Origin of the sequence: Aliiroseovarius sp. F47248L (assembly GCF_023016085.1) — a bacterium.
Taxonomy (GTDB): Bacteria; Pseudomonadota; Alphaproteobacteria; order Rhodobacterales; family Rhodobacteraceae; genus Aliiroseovarius.
Map to the genome: position 1 here is coordinate 74722 of NZ_JALKBF010000003.1, position 20538 is coordinate 95259.

A 20538-nucleotide genomic window follows, 5' to 3' on the forward strand; every position below is an offset into this window, starting at 1 on the left:
GGCGAAAGGGAGGAACTATTCGCCCGGCGTTACTTGTGGCTCGTCCGTCGGCAGGTTCTCGTTCACCAGCTCGTCTTCCTTGTGGAAGTGCGGATAGATGAACAGGAACGCCGCGGCGATCAGATACCCCATGCTGACCCCGCTAAGGCTTGGCCAATGCAGGCTGGCCGAATGGACGATACCAACCAGCGACATGCCACATGCAGCAAGAGCAAACCCGCCGGCGTTGCGGAACCGTCCGTCAATCACGCTGGCTACGATGGCACCCCAAATCAGGCCGGTCAGAATGGCCCCTTGGCTCAGCGCCAAATGACCCTCGAAATGCGCGCCTTGTTGCAACAGCGCTGCAGTCAACGCTTCGTCACCAAGACGCGGCAGGCCTTCTACCCCGGTTGCACCAAGTGCGCCCATCAGCGACCCCCATTTGGTCACAAGAAAGGACGAGACATGCGGCATCATCGCGATGGTCACGGCGGCCATATGCTCGGTCTTGACCGAATGTGCCGTGTTGGTGATCAGGCTTAGGGCCACGAAGACCAGAACTGGCGCGGCGGCAGCCACGGGGATCAGGTTGTTCAGAAAAGCCAGCAACCCAAAGAACGCCGCGAAGGGAATGACCAACCCAACCGCGATGATATAGCCGGTATGTGCCCCCATCCGTTTGTAAGCGGGGTGGCCGATATAGGCCGTGGTCGGGAAGGGCGAGCCAAAGACCGCTCCGATCATCGTGCCCACGCCGTCCACAACCTGACAGGTTCCCACCGGATAGTGGTCGCCCGCCGCTTCGGCGCTTTCGACATTGTTCATGGTTTCGATGAAGTTATAGATCTGCACCGGCACCAGAACCAGGAACAGTTCGGGATTGGCGAACAGGTGCTGGATACCCGCGATCAAATCACCGAAATAGGGCAGGGGCGGATAGAAGCCGACGCCTTCAAAGCTGATGGTCGCCTTGCCCATGCCCAGTGCAACCACGGTGCCGACGATCAGCGCCAGAAGACCGGCGGGAATGTTAAAGGGCAGACGGAAACGTCCGACCAGACCCCACAGGATGATAATCATCGAGGCAAAACCGATGAACGGATCCTCGAAAACGGTGGCCAGAGGCACAGTGCCGATGAACACAAGCGCGATCCCGCACAAAGTGCCCAACATACCCGCGCGCGGTGTAACGCGTTTCAGCCACGGGCCGACGATGGCTCCAAGTCCTGCAACGATCCCCCCCATGAAACCCGCACCGATGCCCACTTGCCAAGCAAGTGTTGCGTCATTGGTGGACCAGTAAATTGGCCCGATCACACCAAACAGGTAGACGAACATGACGGGCGTCGAAATACCATAGGGCAGGGCGGTCACGTCGCGCCCATGCCGCGCGGCAGCCCGTTTTGCAAGCCAGGTATAGGCCGCGACACCGGCCATGATAGCCACGGCCGCACCGGGTAGGATGCGGCCAAACACGATCTCGGTCGGCATGTTGAAAACGAACTGACAGACGCCAGCCAACACGATCAGATTGATCAAGTTGTCCGTAAACAGCGCCCAAAACGCGCTGAAATCACTGCGCGCAAATAGCTTGTAGTTATGTGTTGTCCCGTCCATGACGGTCTCCTCCTCTGTGACCGATGGTCAGTCACGCCGCTAAACGACAGTGCTGTCCTTTTGGTCTTGTTGTTTGCCCGCGACGGGCGCTCCCATGTCCCATTGCAGGGAATTTGCGGCAGTTTCAGAGGTCAAATCAGCGATCACTTCCGCCGCCACGAAGGCCGCGATCACGCTGGGCCGCTTATCGCGGCTGCCGCTTGCCCCGATGGGGCAAATCAATTGTTCGGTGCTGTGGTTGTCGCCATGCTGGCGGACCCAGTTGCGAAACTTGGCCCGCTTGGTGGCCGATCCGATCATGCCGACATATCGCGCGTCGCCTTTTTCCAGTGCGGCAAGCGTCAGCAGAAAATCAAGCGCGTGGTCATGGGTCAGCACGACAAAGGCGCTGCCAGCCGGGGCATTGGCGATATCCACTTCCGGGATGGCGCTTAATCTTGTTTCCACATCTGCCCGGCATTGGGCCAATTCATTTTCACGAGTATCAATCAGGATGCAGCACACCGGCATATGCTGAAACAGATCGGCCAGCGCACGCCCCACATGACCCGCCCCCATGACATAGACATGGGGCAGATGCGCCGCCTGATCCTGTGCCCTTGTCAGCGCATCGCGCTTGTCAGCCCGGCGCATTCGCGCCAGCGACAGCTCGACCCGGCCTCCGCAGCACTGGCCGATTTCGGGGCCAAGCGGCACGTCCAGATCAAGGTTCAGAACACCGCCCTTCAGCATGTCGCGAGCATGTTCGATGGCGATGAACTCCAATTGCCCGCCCCCGATGGTTCCCCACAGGTGCTCCCGCGTCACGAACATCTCGGTCCCTTCATTGCGCGGAGACGAGCCGCGCACGCGGGTCAATGTCACGCGAATGACCGGCCCGTTCAGGGACAGAAAGTCGGACAGGGTGCGCACGGGGTGGGCCATCACTCAGCCCGCCGCCTTCAGACGTTCGACCGCAATCAATACACGCTCAGGCGTGGCAGGCGCATCAAGACGCGGGCAAATGCGATAGTCTGCGACCGAGGCTACCGCCATCGACAAGGCCTCGAACACCGAAATGCCCAGCATGAAGGGCGGCTCGCCCACGGCCTTGGAGCGTTTGATGGTCAGTTCGCGGTTATCGGACCAGTCGACCAGTTTCACATTAAATTTGCGCGGCCGGTCGGAAGCCAACGGAATTTTGTAAGTCGACGGCGCATGCGTGCGCAAACGACCTGAATCATCCCACCAAAGCTCTTCTGTGGTCAGCCAGCCCATGCCTTGAATGAACGCGCCTTCGACTTGACCCTTGTCCAATACCGGGTTCAGCGACCGGCCTACATCGTGCAGGATATCTGTCTGTTCGACCCGGTACTCGCCGGTCAGCGTGTCAATAGTGACCTCGGAACAAGCCGCACCATAGGCATAGTAATAGAAGGGCCGTCCCTTGCCAGCGGCGCGGTCCCAGTGGATCTTGGGCGTTTTGTAGAAGCCTGCGGCGGACAATTGAACGCGGGCCAGATACGCCTGTTTGATGAAGGCATCAAAGCTCAGAACCTCGTCACCGATGCGCACTTGGTTGGGTTCGAACACCACGGCATCTGGTGCAACATCCCACTTGCTGGCCGCAAATTCGACCAGCCGCGCCTTGATCTGCTCGACCGCGTTCAGCGCGGCCATGCCGTTCAGGTCGGTGCCCGACGAGGCGGCGGTGGCCGAAGTGTTCGGTACTTTCTCGGTCGTCGTTTTGGTGATTTTGATGCGCTCGAAATCCACTTGGAACGCCTCGGCCACCACTTGGGCAACCTTGGTGTTCAGACCTTGACCCATTTCGGTGCCGCCATGGTTCAAGTGGATCGACCCGTCATTATAGACATGGACCAGCGCACCCGCCTGATTATACCAGGTCGCAGTGAACGAGATGCCGAACTTGACCGGCGTCAGCGCGATGCCTTTTTTCAGAATGCGTGATGTGGCATTAAAATCAATGATCGCTTTGCGACGTGCGCGATAATCGGCGCTTTCCTCAAGCTCGCTCACCAGACGGTCCAGGATATTATCCTCAACCTCTTGATGATAGGGCGTCAGATCACGCCCCTTACCGCCATAGAAGTTCGCCTTGCGCACATCCAGCGGGTCTTGGCCAGTGGCATAGGCGATCTCTTCCATGATGCGCTCGGCGACGATCACGCCTTGCGGTCCACCGAAACCACGAAACGCTGTATTCGAAACGGTGTTGGTCTTCATCGGATGGCTAACCAACCGCACATTCGGATAAAAGTATGCATTGTCTGCGTGAAACAAAGCGCGGTCGGTGACGGGGCCGGACAGGTCAGACGAAAACCCGCAGCGGGCGGCAAAGACACCATCCACAGCTTCAATCCGGCCTGCGTCATCAAAACCCACGTCATAATCGATCACGAAATCATGCCGCTTGCCGGTCGCGGTCATATCCTGATCGCGGTCGGGGCGGATTTTCACCGCACGGCCCCATTTTTTGGCGGCCATTGCGGCGACCACACAGAACAGGTTCATCTGGCTTTCCTTGCCACCAAACCCGCCGCCCATACGGCGCACGTTCACCGTGACGGCGTTCGAGGGCACGCCCAACACATGGGCCACCATATGCTGCGCCTCGCTTGGGTGCTGGGTTGAACAATGGAGGATCACATCGTCATCCTCACCGGGAATGGCGAAGGCGATATGGCCTTCCAGATACATGTGATCCTGCCCGCCGACGCTCATCCGTCCCTTGATGCGGTTGGTCGCCTTGGCAATAGCCGGAGCCACCTCGCCACGCTCCAACTTCAAGGGCGCAGTGACATGGGGATAGCCCGCATCCTGTGCAGCAATCGGGTCCAGCGCGTGGGGCAGCTCTTCACAATCAACTTTGGCGAGTTCAGCAGCCCGACGCGCAGCATCGCGAGTTTCGGCGATGACCGCAAACAGGGGCTGGCCGTGAAACTGGATCTTGTCGGTGGGAAACACCGGCTCGTCATTCAGGCCCGTTGGGCTGATATCGTTGTGGCCGGGGATATCGGCAGCAGTCAGAACGCCCACCACACCGGGGGCAGCGCGCACGGCACTCAGGTCCAAGCTGCGGATATTGGCATGGGCCACGTCCGACACGCCCAGATAAGCGTGAAGCGTGCCGACGGGTTCGACGATATCGTCGGTATAGTCAGCCGCCCCCGTGACATGTTTGGTGGCGCTGTCATGGATGCGGTCGGTATGGGCGGCCCCACGGATCGAGACGTTGTCTTTCATATCATCCACTCCTTACGCGATGGCCAGTTGAACGGGATCAGACGAGGCATCATCTTGGTCGAGGTAAAACCGGCGCAGCAGGTTTTGCGCCGACAACATCCGATAGTCAGATGACGCGCGCCAATCAGACAGTGGTTGGAAATCCTGCGGCAGCACCTTTGCGGCGGCTTCGAAGGTCTCTTCGCTCCACATCTGACCCAACAGAGCGGCTTCGGCCGCGGCGGCACGTTTCGGCGTGGCGGCCATCCCGCCGAAGGCAATCCGGGCTTCCGTGATGATATTGTCAGTCACCGTGACACTGATCCCAACGGCAACCGACGAAATATCCTCGTCCCGACGTTTCGAAATCTTATAGGCCGCATCGCGTTGGTCGGGCGCAGGGCTGGGCACGCGGATGCTTTCGACGAACTCGCCGGGTTTGCGATCCTGCTTGCCATAGTCGATGAAAAAGTCCTGCAACGGCATGGTGCGCCGGGTGGTGCCGTGACGCAGAGTGACCTCGGCCCCCAGCGCAATCAGCACGGGCGGCGTGTCGCCAATGGGCGAGCCGTTTGCGATATTGCCACCGACCGTGCCCATATTGCGCACCTGCCACCCGGCGATCCGGTCCCAATAGGGGGTCAGGTGCGGGAAGACCTTGGCAATCGCGTCCTGACAGTCTGTATAGGTCGCGGTGGCCCCGATGGTCAGGGCGCCGTCGTCAAAGTGTACGGTTTTCAACTCGGTCAGATGACCGATGAACACCGCCGGGCCGATGGGGCGCAGAAACTTCGTGACCCACAGGCCAACATCTGTGGCCCCAGCCACGATGGTTGCATTGGGATGGTTCAGCAGAACCTCGGCCAAATCATCTACATCTGCGGGCAGAATGGCTTGGTTGTCGGCAGGGCCGGTAACGACACGCTGGCGGTCTTGCAAATCACGCAACCGGGCGATCACGTGATCGCGTTCAGTGTTCAAATGGTCCGCTGACGGCGTGCCATAACGGCTGACCGCTACCGCGGCGCGGATGATCGGCTCGTATCCCGTGCAGCGACACAGATTGCCTTGCAGCGCGGTTTCGACCTGTGTTTCGGTGGGTTCGGGCGTCGTCATCCACAGCGCATACAGCGACATCACGAAGCCGGGAGTGCAGAAGCCGCATTGGCTGCCGTGGTGGTCAACCATCGCTTGTTGCACCGGGTGCAGACGCCCTTCAGGACCGGACACATGTTCGATCGTCACCACATGACAGCCATCCAACGAGGCCAGAAAACGGATGCAGGCATTCACCGGCTCATAGGTCAGGCCCCCGTCAGTAAGGCGGCCAACCAACACGGTGCAAGCACCGCAATCGCCTTCTGCACAACCTTCCTTGGTGCCGGTCAGACGCCGGTTCAGGCGCAGGTAGTCCAGCAAGGTCTGGTCTGCACAGACTTCCGCGACGCTGACGGCTTGCCCATTCAGAAGAAAGTGGATGTGGCTGCGATGTGTCATGGTGGCTCCTGAAAACGGGTCATGTTGGACCATTCCCAAAAACCATAGCGCGGGCTAATGCCTCCAAACAGAGGTCCATTCGGCAAAGACTTTCAACAGATCGTTGATAATAAGTTTTGTGCATGGCACTGTGAACGCGGACCAATCCGAATGTCGAAAGGGACACCATGTCCTATATCGAAAGCCTCCGCGTCTTCGTCCGCGTCGTCGATCTGGGCAGCATCACTTCGGGCGGGCGTGACCTGCGCCTGACCCCGGCGGTGGCCAGCAAGCGCATCAAAGAATTGGAAAAACATCTGGGTGTGCGCCTGTTTAATCGCACCACGCGATCGCTGTCGCCAACCGAGGTTGGCAAGCTGTTCTATCACGAAGCCAAGGCGGTTCTGGAAACCGTTGAGATCGCGGAATCGAAGGTCGCAAACTTCTCGCACGCGCCGCGCGGCACAATCCGAATAACAGCGCCATTGGGGGCGGGTCGCCGGATTATCGCCCCTCTGGTGCCCCGTTTTGTTGACGCCTTTCCCGATACACGGGTGCAAATGCGTCTGTCCGACCGCAAGGTGGACATCATGGCCGACGGCTTGGATATCGCCTTTTTCATCGGCACGCCTAGCGATTCGAACCTGAAGCTACGCAAGATCCGCGATTGTGAACGGGTCTTGTGTGCATCCCCGACATATCTGGCCCGAAACGGAACGCCAAAGACGCCAGATGATCTGCTTAAAGAGCAGTTCAATTGCCTGCTGCTCAGATACCCACGCTCGCCCGAATATTTTTGGGTTCTGCAAACCCCCGCAGGCGCACGTAAGTTAGAGGTCGCCGGAAAATACGATGTCGATGACGGGGACGTGCTGACCGCTTGGGCACTGGACGGGCGCGGCATCGTGAACAAACCCCGCTTCGACGTGGCGGAACATCTGCGCGACGGCAGTCTGGTTGAAGTGCTTTCCGAAACGCCACCAACCCCGACGATCTTCGGCTGTCTCTATCCTCATAAAAAGCTGCAAGACCCAAAAATTCGCCTGTTCGTCGAATATGTGATTGAACACAGCAAGCCGTTGTTGGGCGAACAAAACTAGACGTTCAGCCCCGATCCTGTCTTCACCGCATCCATAGACACGAAGGTGCGAAATTTGCGGACATTGCTGTCTTGGAAAAAGACGCGGCGGGTAAATTCTTCGTACGCCGCCATGCTTTCAACCACGACGACGAGCATGAAGTCCGCATCGCCGGTGACATAGAAACATTGTTGCACTTCGGGGGCATCACGAAACCGGTGCTTCATTACATCAATTTCTGATGGAGTTTCACTGACCAGTTCGACCTGCACGAATATGGTCAGGGGCAGCCCCACCTTGTCCGGGTCGATGACGGCCACGTTCGACGTGATGACGCCACCATTCTCCATCCGGCGGATGCGGCGTTGAACGGAAGGCGCGGACAAGTTCACCGCCTCGCCAATCTGCCGCTGAGGCGTTGTGTTGTCGCGCTGCAGGATGCGCAGAATGGCAATGTCGAAAGCATCTAGTGAGGACATGTGAAACAAAGTTGCACAACAACCTCGAAAAATCAGCGCAAATTTCAGGTCCTCTGCAATATTAATTCTATAAACACGGAGTTCTTCATGTATTTGCACAATACCCTTCCGACCCATAACACCCCTCTCGATCCCCGCGATGCCGAAACTCTGGGGGTTGCAGGTGCTGATGACGTTGCTCGTATCCTGACACTCAGAGAGAACAGCGCGCCCACGCCGCTGGCGGCTCTTCCGGGACTTGCGATGAAGTTAAACCTTGGCGCCTTGCACCTGAAGGACGAAGGGTATCGGCTGGGTCTAGGCAGCTTTAAGGCGCTGGGTGGGGCTTACGCCCTGATGCGTTTGGTGCAGGACGAGGCAGAGCAGCAACTGGGCCGCACCTTCCCCGTCGACGCACTGCTATCCGACGAGGTGCGCGCGATCGCCCGCGGCATGACGTTTGCCTGTGCCACCGATGGCAATCACGGGCGGTCCGTCGCACAAGGCGCGCAGTTGATGGGGGCGAAGGCCGTGATCTTCGTTCACGCCGGTGTCAGCCAGTCCCGCATTGACGCCATCGCGGGTTTCGGTGCCGAAATCATGCGCGTGGCGGGCAATTATGACGACTCAGTCGCCGAGGCTTCGGCCGTCGCGCGGGAAAGGGGTTGGACCGTTTTGTCGGACACCTCCTGGCCGGGCTATGAGGACGTCCCCGGTCTTGTGATGCAAGGATATACAGCCATTGTCCGCGAGGCTTTGGCAGACCTACCGCAGCCTCCGACCCATGTGTTCCTTCAGGCAGGCGTCGGCGGTTTCGCGGCTGCCATTGCTGGGCATCTGGCCGTGCTATTGGGCAAGAATCGCCCATATATCACCGTGGTCGAACCAACCCGCGCGGCTTGTGTGTTGGCCAGCGCCAAACAAAATCAACCTGTGAAGGTCGATGAAACCGAGCCAACCGTCATGGCTATGCTGGAATGCTACGAGCCGTCTTTGGTCGCCTTCCGGGTTCTGGAACGTGTCGCGGACGGGTTCATGACAGTCGATGAAGATGATGCGCTGTCGATTATGCGCCGCCTCGCCGACCCCGTCGCTGGTGATCCCGCAATCGTCGCAGGCGAAAGCGGCGGGGTGGGGCTGGCCGGGGCCATTGCCGTTCTGAACGACCCGGAACTTGCCGCCAGTATCGGCCTTGGCCCCGAGGCACGGCTTCTGGTAATCAACACCGAAGGTGCAACTGACCCTGCGCTTTACGCCGAAATCATAGGCCGTACACCCGAAGCCGTACTAAGTGGGCTCAGATGATCGATCCAGCCGCCCTTGAAGCCGAGATGACCGCATAGCGCCGGGACCTGCACCAGCACCGCGAGTTTGGCTTTGAAGAGCATCGCACTGAGGCGTTCGTGGCGAAGAAACGCGCGGCATCGCATTCATCGGCAACGGAGAGGTATCAGCACTGCTTCACAGCCCGACCTATGATTTCAACGATGCAGCTTTGGACCATGGCAGCCGCGTTTTTGTGACGATTGCCGTCAACGTCTGCCAAGTGCTAAATTCAAACCGATTGCTGACGTTTTTGGCTGCTTAAGCGATCTTTTATTAACATAACTCTCATTATGCGTATCCGCCCTTTCACCACGGCACAGGTTTCCCTGCCCAATCGTAAAAGCCTCCGGTGTCTTCCGGTGTCAGCCCGTCCATGACCGTCAACAGGTTTTTGGCAGCGTCTTGGGCTGGGACGGATTTGTGTTGGGGATAGTCTTGGGTAAAGGGGGTTGCGACCGTACCCGGATGCAGTGCGATGCAGATCAGGTGTTTGTGCGTCCGGCCAAGTTCAATCGCGGCGGTCTTGATCAACTGGTTCAGCGCCGCTTTCGAGGCGCGATAGGAGTACCAACCGCCCAGCCTGTTATCGCCAATAGACCCCACACGGGCGGACAGGGCGGCAAAGACCGCGCGTCTGTCACGGGGCAACAAGTGTTTTACGTGCTTCAGGATTAGCGCGGGACCAATCGCATTGACTGCGAACAGTGCGGAAAGCTCGTCACCCGTCACAGCGCTTAGCGATTTCTCGGGGCCGGTCTGGTCGGCAAGAATGCCTGTGGCGGCAACAATCATGTCAAAGGGACCATCAAGCCGCCCCAGCGCATATGACACACTATCTTCGTTTGTGATGTCCAACCCGTCATCCGTGCGTGACAAGCCGGTAACGTCATATCCCCGCCTCTTTAAGGCCATGCTCAGCGCCTGCCCCACCCCGCCAGACGATCCAATGACAAGCGCGCGTTTGTTTGATTCTGTCATGCCCCGATCATACGATCCGGGGTCAGAACAGGCAAAAGGCCCCTGATTGGACAGCGGCCTTTTGCAAAGACATTGCTCTGTGGATTGATCTCAGTTTGACGCGATGTAGAACGGCAGATCCTTGGCGGCATTGCGATACCATTTGACCACCTTCTTACGCTCTTCTTCTTCCATGAACGAAACATTCGCAGGCGGCATGGCGACCGAGACACCAGCTTGCAGATAAATCTGGCGCGCAGCGCGGGTGATGTCGCCGGTGGTTTCCAGATGGAGGCCCTTGGGTGCGCGGCGGATACCGTCATAGTAAACCTCGCGTGCATGACACATGGAGCAGCGGCCCAGGACAATGTCCTGGACCTCTTCAAACCCTTCGGCATTTGCGAAGATCTGCTCGGTTTTGCTCAGCGGGCGGGCTTCGGCCTCTTCCAGCGTGTCATTCTCCAACGGTGCGGTCGACAGCCACATGATCAGGATGAATAGAACCGCGGTCACCAACCATGTCCACTTGGGGTCACTTGTGCCCGCGTGGTTCGAGTTGAAGTAATGCCGGATCGACACACCCATCAGGAACACAAGGGCTGCGATGATCCAGTTGTATTCCGAAGCAAACGCCAGCGGATAGTGATTGGACAGCATCAGGAAGATCACTGGCAGCGTCAGATAGTTGTTATGTGTCGAGCGCAGCTTGGCGATCTTGCCGTATTTGGCGTCCGGCGTGCGGCCTTCCTGCAGGTCTTTCACCACGATACGCTGGTTCGGCATGATGATGAAAAACACATTCGCCGTCATGATCGTCGCGGTGAAGGCGCCAAGGTGCAGCATCGTCGCCCGGCCCGTGAAAATCTGGTTATAGCCATATCCCATCGCCACAAGCAGCACGAACAGCAGAACCATCAGAACAGTCGGATTTTCAGCCAAAGGCGATTTGCACAACCGGTCATAGACCAGCCAGCCAATCGACAACGACACGGCCGAAATCACGATCCCTTGCCACAAGGCCAGATCGGCTTTCTGCGCGTCGATCAGGTAAAGTTCACCACCCACCCAGTAAACGATCATCAGAAGCGCTGCGCCCGACAGCCATGTCGTATAGCTTTCCCATTTGAACCAGATCAGGTGCTCGGGCATGTTTTCAGGCGCCACAAGGAACTTGCGGATATGATAAAACCCGCCCCCATGCACCTGCCATTCCTCACCATGGGCCCCTTTGGGCAAATCCGGTGCTTTGCGCAGACCAAGGTCCAGTGCGACAAAGTAAAAGGACGAGCCAATCCAGGCCATAGCCGTGATGACGTGCAACCAACGGACCGCAAAGGCCAGCCAGTCCCACATGATTGCAAGATCTTGCATAGGGTTTTCCTCCGAGCTTTTACAAACGGTAGCTCACTGCCTGATTATCGTATATTAGGAAAAAGTATCTAGCTGCTTCAAAAAAAGAAGAATAATCGAAAATGGCCTATCTGGACAATATCAGAACCTTCGTGCGGGTCTATGAATTGGGCAGCATGTCGGCTGCCGCCCGCGATCTTAGGATCTCAGCGGCCGTGGCGTCGTCGCGCATATCGCAGCTTGAGGGGCATTTGGGCATACGGCTGTTTCAGCGCACGACGCGGCTTCTAAACCCGACCGAGCAAGGCAATACCTTTTACAAAGGGGCCAGCAAAATTCTTGAGGCAGTCGAGGCCGCCGAGGCTGATATCAGCGATATTACGCAATCACCGCGCGGCACGTTGCATGTGGCCGCACCCATTGGCATATCCCAACGGTTCATTGCGCCCGCAGTGCCGAAGTTCAAGGAAGCTTATCCCCTGATCAACATCCGCCTGCGGTCGTCTGACCGGAAACTTGATCTTGCCGCCGAAGGCTTGGATGCTGCCTTCTTTCTGGGTGTGCCCGAAGACAGCAATCTGCGCATTCGCAAGATCACCGATTGTCCGCGGGTGCTGTGTGCCTCGCCCGAATACATCAAAAACCATGGGATGCCGACTTCCAGCGACGAGCTGCGCACCGATATGCATGATTGCCTGAATCTGCGCTATCCGGGTGCGCCGGAATTTCAATGGCCGCTGCAAACCCCTGACGGCGTCAAGCGCGTGACCGTATCAGGCCCGTTCGAAGCCGACCACGGCGAGATCCTGACCAATTGGGCGCTGGACGGACACGGCATCGTTCTGAAAACAGTGTTCGAGATTTCGGACCATCTGGCCAAGGGGCGTCTGGTACCGGTGCTCGAGAATGAGCCCCCCCTGCCCATTCAGCTGGCTTGCCTGTATATGCACCGCCGCAGGCAAGACCCCAAGGCCCGCCTGTTCATCGATTTCATGGTCGATCACATTCTGGCGTCGATGCCTAAATAGACCGACGACTTAGCTGCCGCGATAGGTCGAATAGCCAAAGGGCGACAACAAAAGCGGCACGTGGTAGTGCGCCTCTTGCGACATCCCAAAGCGAAGCGGAACCACATCGAGGAAGCGCGGATCTTCCGGCGGGGTGCCGGTCGCGTCCAGATAGGCGCCCGCATGAAACACAAGCTCGTAGGTTCCGATTTCAAAATCATCCTTGGGCAGGATCTGCTCGTCCGTGCGCCCGTCATCATTGGTCTTCAGGCTGCGCAGATGGGTGCGTTTGTCGCCCTCGATCCGATACAGGTCGATCTCAAGTCCCTCGGCCGGGCAACCCCGTGCCGTGTCCAGAACGTGTGTGGTCAGATATCCGGTCATGTGGCATCTCCTTTTGGGTTGGCTCATTAATGTCCTGCGCTTTGTCATCATTACATAGAGAAGTGACAAAAAGCTCTTTCAAAAAAAATATGAAAGTTACAGAGATTGTTTCGAGCTATAAGAAACAAAATGAGGAGACCCGTGTTGAACCGTTACACTCGTGATATGCGCGGCTACGGCCCGAACCCGCCCCATCCACAGTGGCCTGGCGATGCCAAGGTCGCAGTGCAGTTTGTGTTGAACTATGAAGAAGGCGCGGAAAACTGTGTCCTGCACGGCGATGACGCCTCCGAGGCCTTCCTGTCCGACATTCCCGGCGCCGCACCCTGGCCCGGCAAGCGTCATTGGAACATGGAAAGCATGTATGAATACGGCGCGCGCGCCGGGTTCTGGCGTCTGCACCGTTTGTTCACCGGTGCAGATATTCCGCTGACCATCTACGGCGTCGCCCGCGCCCTTTCGCGCAGCCCCGAACAGGTTCAGGCGATGAAAGACGCGGGCTGGGAAATCGCCAGCCATGGCCTGAAATGGATCGAACACAAGGACATGCCCGAAGACGCCGAGCGCGCCGCGATTGCCGAAGCCGTCCGCCTGCACACCGAGGTCGTGGGCGAACGTCCACGCGGTTGGTATACCGGGCGCTGTTCGGAAAACACCGTGCGTCTGACCGCCGAAGAAGGCGGGTTTGCCTATGTGTCCGACACCTATGACGACGACCTGCCCTATTGGCTGGAAGTGGGCGACCGCGATCAACTGATCATCCCCTACACCCTGGAAGCCAACGACATGCGCTTCGCCACTGCGCCGGGTTGGGTGACGGGGCAAGATTTCGGCGATTATCTGACCGACGCGTTCGACACACTGTATGCCGAAGGCGAAGCCGGGCGTCCGGCGATGATGACCATCGGTCTGCACTGCCGCCTTGTGGGGCGCCCCGGCAAGATCGCCGGTCTGAAACGTTTCATTGACCACATTCAGGCCCATGACGGCGTCTGGACCCCGCGTCGCATCGACATCGCCGACCACTGGACGAAGACCCATCCGCCCAAGCGGTTTGAGCGCCCCAGCCAGATGGACAAAGAGCGTTTCGTTTCACTCTATGGCTCGATCTTCGAGCACTCCCCGTGGATCGCCGAACGCGCCTTCGATCTGGAGCTTGGCCCGGCCCATGACAGTGCGGCAGGTGTCCACAATGCGCTGTCTCGTGTCTTCCGATCAGCAACTGAAGACGAACGCCTTGGCGTTCTGACCGCCCACCCCGACTTGGCAGGCAAGCTGGCGGCGGCGGGTGAGTTGACCGCCGAAAGCACCTCGGAACAGGCACGCGCGGGGTTGGACTATCTGACCGACGAGGAACGCGAGACCTTCACCAAGCTCAACACCACCTATGTGGACAAGCACGGCTTTCCCTTCATCATCGCAGTGCGTGACCACGACAAGGCGTCCATCCTCGCCAATTTCCGCAAGCGGATCGACAATGACCGCGACACCGAATTTGCCGAAGCCTGCCGTCAGGTCGAACGCATCGCGCAGTTTCGTCTGAAGGATCTGCTGCCGTGAGCCGCCCGCTGATCCCGCAGCCCCTGACGGCTGCCGCTTTCGCCCCGTTTGGCGAGGTGATCGAGGTCTCGGGCGATCCCGACAAGATCATCAACCAAGGCATGTGCGGGCGTCACCATGACCTTGCCAAGCTCGATTTTGCGGATGGTCGGGCCGGGATCAGCCTGTTTGACGCCAAAGCGCGGAGTTTTCCGCATATCGTGGATATGGTCGAACGTCACCCGGACGGCAGTCAGGCGTTCATCCCGGTGTCAGGTGTTCCCATGCTGGTCATCGTGGCCGAAGATCAGGACGGCGTACCGGTGAACCTGATGGCCTTCGTGTCGCAACCCGGCCAATCCATCAACCTTCATCGCGGAGTCTGGCACGGCGTGCTCGCCCCCATCGAAAAACCGGGACAGTTCATCGTCATCGACCGCATCGGCGATGGGTCAAACCTGCAAGAACACTGGTTCGACGACCCCTATATCGTTCAATCAGTTTAACAAGGCACCTCGCCTCAGAAGCGGGGGCCTAGCGCGAACAGTCAAATTGGGAGGAAACCACATGGCTGACAATTCCATCGGGACAGCGGAGCAACTTCGCGACCCGAATTTTACACCCCCATTGCACAAGGCGATCCCGCTGGGCATCCAGCACGTCCTGGCGATGTTCGTCTCGAACGTCACGCCCGCGATCATCGTCGCCGGCGCGGCAGGATTCGGCTTCGGGTCAAACTCACCCGACTTTCCCGAGCTTTTGTATCTGATCCAGATGTCGATGCTCTTTGCCGGTGTCGCAACCTTGCTGCAAACCATTACACTTGGCCCGGTTGGCGCAGCGTTGCCCATCGTGCAGGGCACGTCCTTTGCGTTCCTGCCCATCATGATCCCGCTTGTGGCGGGCAAAGGCGTTGACGCGCTGGCCGCCCTGTTCACGGGTGTCATCATCGGCGGTATCTTCCATGCCTTCATCGGGACATTCGTCGGCAAACTGCGCTTTGCGCTGCCCCCGCTTGTCACCGGGCTTGTCGTGACCATGATCGGTCTGGCGCTTGTGAAAGTGGGCATTCAGTATGCCGCAGGCGGCGTTCCCGCGATTGGCACGCCTGAATATGGCTCACTTCTGAACTGGTCGGCGGCGTTGATCGTCATCCTGGTGACACTTGGGCTGAAGTTTTTCACCAAGGGGATGCTGTCGATCTCGGCGGTGCTGATTGGTCTGATCGTCGGCTATGTCTATTCGATCATGGTCGGCATGTTGTCGTTTGAAGCCATCGCTGGTTCGTGGAACAATTCGGCCGCCTTCGCCCTGCCGCAACCGTTCAAATACGGCTTCGAACTGTCGGCTGCCGCGATCATCGGCTTCTGCCTGATGGCCTTCATCTCGGCGATTGAGACGGTCGGCGACGTGTCGGGGATCACCAAAGGTGGTGCAGGCCGCGAGGCCACCGAAGAAGAGATCCAGGGCGCGACCTATGCCGATGGTATCGGCACTGCGATTGCCGGGATGTTCGGTGCGTTCCCCAACACCTCGTTCAGCCAGAACGTGGGCCTGATCGCCATGACCGGCGTGATGAGCCGCCACGTCGTCACCTGTGGTGCGATCTTCCTGATCATCTGCGGCCTGATCCCCAAGGTCGGCGGCGTCATCCGCACCGTCCCGATCGAGGTTCTGGGCGGCGGCGTGATCGTGATGTTCGGAATGGTCGTGGCCGCCGGTATCTCGATGCTGTCGGACGTGGACTGGAACCGTCGCAACATGGTGATCTTCGCGATTGCCCTGTCCATCGGTCTGGGCCTGCAACTGGAACCGGGTGCGCTTCAGCACATGCCGGACACGGCGCGCATCCTGCTGACTTCGGGTCTGCTGCCAGCCGCGTTGATCGCCATCGTCCTGAACCTGATCCTGCCCGAAGAACTGGCTGACGAATCGACCGAAGAAGTCTCGGGCGGTATGGCTGGTCACGGTCGCGGGTCACTTCCCCACGACGATCACGTCTAAAGAAACATCAGACGCCCCCAAACGGGGGCGTCTGTTTCAAAGAACGGATGACGTCACGCAACGCCTGACACACTACGTGTGCCATCCCCGGCTCGCAGATCTGCCCAACCCTCGAATAATCAAAAAATAATTCCTGTGGGCAAATGCCGCGCAATGAACCAGTATTGCTTAATGAACCGCACAAAACGGAGACTTTGCCATGGTTGAATTTCCTAACGACATTGATCCAATCGAAAGTCGCGAATGGCAGGAAGCGATAGAAGACGTCATTGCCCGAGACGGCCCGGATCGTGCCCACTTCCTGCTGGACAAGTCTGTTCAACAAGCCCGCGCATCGGGTGCGAACCTGCCGTTTTCGGCGACTACCCCCTATCAAAACACCATTCCCGCGGATGACGAACTTGAGATCCCCGGTAACATGGACATGGAATGGCGCATCCGCACCATCAACCGCTGGAACGCCATGGCCACCGTCGTGCGCCGCAACAAGGTCTCATCGGAATATGGCGGACATATCGCGTCGTTCGCATCCTCGGCGGTGATGTATGACATCGGGCTGAACCACTTCTGGCGCTCGAAATCCGCGATCCACGGCGGTGATCTGGTGTTCTTCCAGGGCCACGTGATCCCCGGCATCTATGCGCGGTCCTTTATGGAAGGTCGCCTTTCCGAGGAACAGCTTGAAAACTTCCGATCCGAGGTGGCAGGCGAAGGCCTGTCATCCTATCCGCACCCGTGGCTGATGCCGGATTACTGGCAGTTCCCGACCGTCTCGATGGGCCTTGGTCCGCTGATGGCGATCTATCAGGCGCGATTCATGAAATACATGCACAATCGCGGCCTGATCGACATGGCTGACCGCAAGGTCTGGGTCTTCCTTGGCGACGGCGAAATGGACGAACCGGAAAGCCGCGGCGCGATCGACCTTGCGGCACGCGAAGGGCTGGACAACCTGATCTTCGTGGTGAACTGCAACCTGCAACGGCTGGATGGCCCCGTGCGCGGCAACTCCAAAATTGTGCAGGAGCTGGAGGGCGGCTTTCGCGGCTCTGGCTGGAACGTCATCAAGCTCTTGTGGGGCAAAGGCTGGGACGAACTGCTTGAGAAAGACACGACGGGGCGCCTGCGTCAGTTAATGGATGAAACCGTTGATGGCGACTATCAGACCTTTAAGTCGAAGGACGGCGCTTACATCCGCAAGCATTTCTTCGGAAAATACCCCGAAACCGCCGCGTTGGTCGAAGACTGGACCGATGACCAGATCTGGGCGCTGCGCCGGGGCGGACACGATCCACAAAAGGTCTATACCGCTTTCAAACGAGCCTCCGAGAACAAAGGCCAACCCACCTGCCTTCTGGTCAAAACGGTCAAAGGCTATGGTATGGGCAAAGCCGGTGAAGGCCAAAATATCACCCACCAACAAAAGAAGATGGCCGAAGATCAACTGCGCGCCTTCCGCGACCGCTTTGACATTCCGGTCAGCGACGAAGACCTGCCAAACGCGCCTTTCGTCAAGCTGAACAACGCGCAGAAATCCTATCTTCTGGATCAGCGCAAAAAGTTAGGCGGCGAATTTCCCAAACGCGACTGGCGCGACACGCCCAAACTGGACATTCCCGGTCTGGACAAGTTCGACGCCCAGTTGAAAGGCACGGGCGACCGTGAAATTTCGACCACCATGGCGTTCGTGCGCATCCTGACCACGCTTCTGCGCGACAAGAATATCGGCAAGAATGTCGTGCCTATCGTGCCCGACGAAAGCCGCACCTTCGGGATGGAGGGTCTGTTCCGATCCGTTGGAATCTATAACCCAAAAGGGCAGAACTATACCCCCGAAGACGCCGATCAGATGATGTATTACAAGGAAAGCACCGATGGTCAGGTGCTTCAGGAAGGCATCAACGAGGCCGGCGCCATGGCCGATTGGATCGCGGCGGCCACGTCATATTCCAATCACGGCGTTCCGATGATCCCCTTCTACATCTATTACTCGATGTTCGGATTCCAGCGGATCGGCGATCTGGCATGGGCGGCAGGTGACAGCCGTTCGCGCGGCTTCATGCTGGGCGGCACCGCCGGGCGCACCACGTTGAACGGTGAAGGGTTGCAGCACCAGGATGGCCACAGCCACATTCTGGCGGGCACTATTCCCAACTGCATTTCCTATGATCCGACCTATCAGTATGAGGTCGCGGTGATCGTGCAAAACGGCCTGCAGCGGATGTTTGTCGATCAGGAGGACGTGTATTTTTATCTGACCCTGATGAACGAAAACTATTCGCACCCCGACATGCCGATGGGCGTCGAGGACGAGATCATCAAGGGGCTTTACCGCCTGCAAGAGGTCAAGAAGCCCGGCAAGAAACACGTCACCCTGATGGGGTCAGGCACAATTCTGGTGCAGGCGATCAAGGCCGCCGAAATGCTGAAAGAAGATTTTGGCGTCACAGCGGAAATCTGGTCGGCCACATCCTTCAACGAGCTGGCGCGCGATTGTCAGGACGTGGCGCGCTGGAACCGGCTGAACCCGCTGTCCGACCCGCGCGAAGCTTTCGTGACCCAGCAGCTATCAAAGGCCAAAGGCCCGATCATTGCCGCGACCGATTACATGAAGAACTACGCAGAACAGATCCGGTCAAGCGTGCCGGGCCGTTACACCGTGCTGGGCACAGACGGGTTTGGCCGCTCGGACAGCCGCGTGAACCTCCGCCGCTTCTTCGAGGTGGACGCGAACCACATCGCTGCAGCCGCCATGGTGGACCTCTATCGCGACGGCAACGTGACGAAGAAACAGCTTCAAGACGCGCTTTCCAAATATGACATCGACGGCAACAAGCCCAACCCGCGCTTGGTGTGAACGGACAGACAGGAGATTATACAATGACAATCGAAGTAAAAGTTCCCGACATCGGTGATTTTTCCGACGTGCCCGTTGTGACCGTTCTGGTCAGCGTGGGGGATGTGATTGCCGAAGAAGACCCGATTATCGAGCTGGAAAGCGACAAGGCCACGCTAGAGGTGCCCGCGCCCGCTGCGGGCAAGGTTGTTGAGATCAAAGTGTCCGAAGGCGACACCGTATCCGAAGGCGCGCTGATCCTGCTGCTGGAAGGCGACGGCGCCGGAGCTGATACGCCAGCCCCCGCCCCCGCTGCTGACGCGGCACCCGCACCGGCAGCAGCGCCAGCCGCCGCACCGGCACCGGCAGCGGTGACAGACGCTGGATTCGGCAAGGCCCATGCCAGCCCGTCGGTCCGCGCCTTTGCGCGTCAGCTGGAAATTGATCTGGCACAGGTTAACGGATCGGGCCGCAAGGGTCGCATCCTGCGCGAAGACGTAACTGCCTTCCTAAAATCGAAATCTGCCCCTGCGGCTGGTGGGGCTGCGGTCAGCGGTGGCATGGGCATTCCGCCGATTCCCGCCGTGGACTTCTCGAAATTCGGCCCGACCGAAGATGTGGAAATGCCGCGTATCAAGAAACTGTCCGGCCCCGCCCTTCACCGATCATGGCTGAACATCCCGCATGTCACCCATAACGAAGAAGCCGACATCACCGAACTGGACGCTTATCGTAAGGAACTGGATACGGCAGCCAAGGCCGACGGCTATCGCGTCACGCTTCTGTCTTTCGTCATCAAGGCCAGCGTCTCCGCCCTGAAAACCCATTGGGAGGTCAACTCCTCGATCCACCCCGACGGCGACAAGCTGATCCGCAAGGATTTCTATAACATCGGCTTCGCCGCCGACACGCCCAACGGTTTAATGGTGCCGGTGATCAAGGATGCCGACCGCAAGGGGATCATCGAGATCTCCAAGGAACTGGGCGATCTGTCCGCCAAAGCGCGCGACGGCAAGCTGAAGGGCGACGACATGTCGGGTGCGACCTTCACCATCTCGTCGCTTGGCGGCATCGGTGGCACGTCGTTCACCCCCATCGTCAACGCGCCAGAGGTCGCTATTCTGGGTCTGACCCGGTCGAAAATGGCGCCCGTTTGGAACGGGGAAGAGTTCGTGCCGCGCAACATGCAGCCACTCAGCCTGTCTTATGACCACCGCGCCATCGACGGCGCATTGGCGGCGCGCTTCTCGGCAACATTGAAACACCTGCTCGGCGATGTGCGCCGGCTGATGCTGTAA

At 58.6% G+C, this 20538-nt stretch carries 16 protein-coding genes; 8 read left to right on the top strand and 8 right to left on the bottom strand.

Annotated features, from left to right (window positions below; all coding sequences use genetic code 11):
* Positions 1 to 15: 15 nt before the first annotated feature.
* The 4 genes from MWU51_RS16515 to xdhA are packed head-to-tail and all read right to left on the bottom strand — an operon-like array spanning position 16 to position 6321.
* The gene (locus MWU51_RS16515; protein WP_247039522.1) at positions 16 to 1599 is read right to left on the bottom strand and encodes a xanthine/uracil/vitamin C permease; all 1584 of its coding nucleotides are present in this window, start codon (positions 1597 to 1599) and stop codon (positions 16 to 18) included.
* Between the two features lie 39 nt (positions 1600 to 1638).
* Positions 1639 to 2523 carry a xanthine dehydrogenase accessory protein XdhC gene (gene xdhC, locus MWU51_RS16520; protein WP_247039523.1) on the bottom strand — a complete coding sequence of 295 codons (885 nt, stop codon included), beginning with the start codon at positions 2521 to 2523 and terminating at the stop codon, positions 1639 to 1641.
* Between the two features lie 3 nt (positions 2524 to 2526).
* Positions 2527 to 4845 (bottom strand): xanthine dehydrogenase molybdopterin binding subunit, encoded by a 2319-nt coding sequence (gene xdhB, locus MWU51_RS16525; protein ID WP_247039525.1) that lies wholly within the window; start codon positions 4843 to 4845, stop codon positions 2527 to 2529.
* Between the two features lie 12 nt (positions 4846 to 4857).
* Positions 4858 to 6321 (bottom strand): xanthine dehydrogenase small subunit, encoded by a 1464-nt coding sequence (gene xdhA, locus MWU51_RS16530; protein ID WP_247039527.1) that lies wholly within the window; start codon positions 6319 to 6321, stop codon positions 4858 to 4860.
* A 167-nt stretch (positions 6322 to 6488) separates the two neighbouring features.
* On the opposite strand from xdhA, the gene MWU51_RS16535 reads away from it, so the two are divergent.
* Positions 6489 to 7400, top strand: coding sequence for a LysR family transcriptional regulator (locus tag MWU51_RS16535; protein WP_247039529.1), 912 nt, complete (start codon positions 6489 to 6491; stop codon positions 7398 to 7400).
* Here the strand turns inward: MWU51_RS16535 and MWU51_RS16540 are convergent.
* The gene (locus tag MWU51_RS16540) at positions 7397 to 7858 is read right to left on the bottom strand and encodes an Lrp/AsnC family transcriptional regulator (protein ID WP_247039531.1); all 462 of its coding nucleotides are present in this window, start codon (positions 7856 to 7858) and stop codon (positions 7397 to 7399) included. The two genes, MWU51_RS16535 and MWU51_RS16540, sit on opposite strands and share 4 nt — an antisense overlap.
* Positions 7859 to 7945: 87 nt before the next feature.
* Here MWU51_RS16540 and MWU51_RS16545 point away from each other — a divergent pair, with 87 nt between their 5' ends.
* On the top strand, positions 7946 to 9142 hold the full coding sequence (locus tag MWU51_RS16545) for a diaminopropionate ammonia-lyase (RefSeq protein WP_247039532.1): 1197 nt from the start codon (positions 7946 to 7948) through the stop codon (positions 9140 to 9142).
* 327 nt (positions 9143 to 9469) lie between these two features.
* Here MWU51_RS16545 and MWU51_RS16550 read toward each other — a convergent pair whose 3' ends face one another.
* Both MWU51_RS16550 and MWU51_RS16555 read right to left on the bottom strand, forming a co-directional pair.
* Positions 9470 to 10141, bottom strand: a complete 672-nt coding sequence (locus MWU51_RS16550) for an SDR family NAD(P)-dependent oxidoreductase (protein WP_247039534.1) — start codon at positions 10139 to 10141, stop codon at positions 9470 to 9472.
* Positions 10142 to 10231: 90 nt separating this feature from the next.
* Entirely contained in the window at positions 10232 to 11491 is a 1260-nt protein-coding gene (locus MWU51_RS16555) for a urate hydroxylase PuuD (RefSeq protein ID WP_247039536.1), read from the bottom strand.
* A 101-nt stretch (positions 11492 to 11592) separates the two neighbouring features.
* On the opposite strand from MWU51_RS16555, the gene MWU51_RS16560 reads away from it, so the two are divergent.
* Positions 11593 to 12498, top strand: coding sequence for a LysR family transcriptional regulator (locus MWU51_RS16560; protein ID WP_247039538.1), 906 nt, complete (start codon positions 11593 to 11595; stop codon positions 12496 to 12498).
* Between the two features lie 9 nt (positions 12499 to 12507).
* On the opposite strand, the gene uraH is transcribed toward MWU51_RS16560, so the two are convergent.
* The gene (uraH, locus tag MWU51_RS16565) at positions 12508 to 12861 is read right to left on the bottom strand and encodes a hydroxyisourate hydrolase (protein WP_247039540.1); all 354 of its coding nucleotides are present in this window, start codon (positions 12859 to 12861) and stop codon (positions 12508 to 12510) included.
* A gap of 144 nt (positions 12862 to 13005) precedes the next feature.
* Between uraH and puuE the strand changes: the two genes are divergently transcribed.
* The 5 genes from puuE (at position 13006) to aceF (ending at position 20538) form a co-directional block, all read left to right on the top strand.
* Positions 13006 to 14421 (top strand): allantoinase PuuE, encoded by a 1416-nt coding sequence (gene puuE, locus MWU51_RS16570; RefSeq protein ID WP_247039548.1) that lies wholly within the window; start codon positions 13006 to 13008, stop codon positions 14419 to 14421.
* A complete protein-coding gene (locus tag MWU51_RS16575; protein WP_247039549.1) occupies positions 14418 to 14906 on the top strand; it encodes an ureidoglycolate lyase in 489 nt (162 codons plus the stop codon). The genes puuE and MWU51_RS16575 overlap by 4 nt, the downstream gene beginning before the upstream one ends.
* A gap of 61 nt (positions 14907 to 14967) precedes the next feature.
* Positions 14968 to 16404, top strand: a complete 1437-nt coding sequence (locus MWU51_RS16580) for a nucleobase:cation symporter-2 family protein (RefSeq protein ID WP_247039552.1) — start codon at positions 14968 to 14970, stop codon at positions 16402 to 16404.
* A 199-nt stretch (positions 16405 to 16603) separates the two neighbouring features.
* Positions 16604 to 19261 (top strand): pyruvate dehydrogenase (acetyl-transferring), homodimeric type, encoded by a 2658-nt coding sequence (aceE, locus tag MWU51_RS16585; protein WP_247039554.1) that lies wholly within the window; start codon positions 16604 to 16606, stop codon positions 19259 to 19261.
* A 23-nt stretch (positions 19262 to 19284) separates the two neighbouring features.
* The gene (aceF, locus tag MWU51_RS16590; RefSeq protein WP_247039556.1) at positions 19285 to 20538 is read left to right on the top strand and encodes a dihydrolipoyllysine-residue acetyltransferase; all 1254 of its coding nucleotides are present in this window, start codon (positions 19285 to 19287) and stop codon (positions 20536 to 20538) included.

Excerpts from the sequence above, each read along its gene's own strand:
- MWU51_RS16515 (WP_247039522.1), bottom strand. The coding sequence starts at position 1,599 with ATGGACGGGACAACACATAACTACAAGCTATTTGCGCGCAGTGATTTC.
- xdhC (WP_247039523.1), bottom strand. The coding sequence starts at position 2,523 with ATGGCCCACCCCGTGCGCACCCTGTCCGACTTTCTGTCCCTGAACGGG.
- xdhB (WP_247039525.1), bottom strand. The coding sequence starts at position 4,845 with ATGAAAGACAACGTCTCGATCCGTGGGGCCGCCCATACCGACCGCATC.
- xdhA (WP_247039527.1), bottom strand. The coding sequence starts at position 6,321 with ATGACACATCGCAGCCACATCCACTTTCTTCTGAATGGGCAAGCCGTC.
- MWU51_RS16535 (WP_247039529.1), top strand. The coding sequence starts at position 6,489 with ATGTCCTATATCGAAAGCCTCCGCGTCTTCGTCCGCGTCGTCGATCTG.
- MWU51_RS16540 (WP_247039531.1), bottom strand. The coding sequence starts at position 7,858 with ATGTCCTCACTAGATGCTTTCGACATTGCCATTCTGCGCATCCTGCAG.
- MWU51_RS16545 (WP_247039532.1), top strand. The coding sequence starts at position 7,946 with ATGTATTTGCACAATACCCTTCCGACCCATAACACCCCTCTCGATCCC.
- MWU51_RS16550 (WP_247039534.1), bottom strand. The coding sequence starts at position 10,141 with ATGACAGAATCAAACAAACGCGCGCTTGTCATTGGATCGTCTGGCGGG.
- MWU51_RS16555 (WP_247039536.1), bottom strand. The coding sequence starts at position 11,491 with ATGCAAGATCTTGCAATCATGTGGGACTGGCTGGCCTTTGCGGTCCGT.
- MWU51_RS16560 (WP_247039538.1), top strand. The coding sequence starts at position 11,593 with ATGGCCTATCTGGACAATATCAGAACCTTCGTGCGGGTCTATGAATTG.
- uraH (WP_247039540.1), bottom strand. The coding sequence starts at position 12,861 with ATGACCGGATATCTGACCACACACGTTCTGGACACGGCACGGGGTTGC.
- MWU51_RS16580 (WP_247039552.1), top strand. The coding sequence starts at position 14,968 with ATGGCTGACAATTCCATCGGGACAGCGGAGCAACTTCGCGACCCGAAT.
- aceE (WP_247039554.1), top strand. The coding sequence starts at position 16,604 with ATGGTTGAATTTCCTAACGACATTGATCCAATCGAAAGTCGCGAATGG.
- aceF (WP_247039556.1), top strand. The coding sequence starts at position 19,285 with ATGACAATCGAAGTAAAAGTTCCCGACATCGGTGATTTTTCCGACGTG.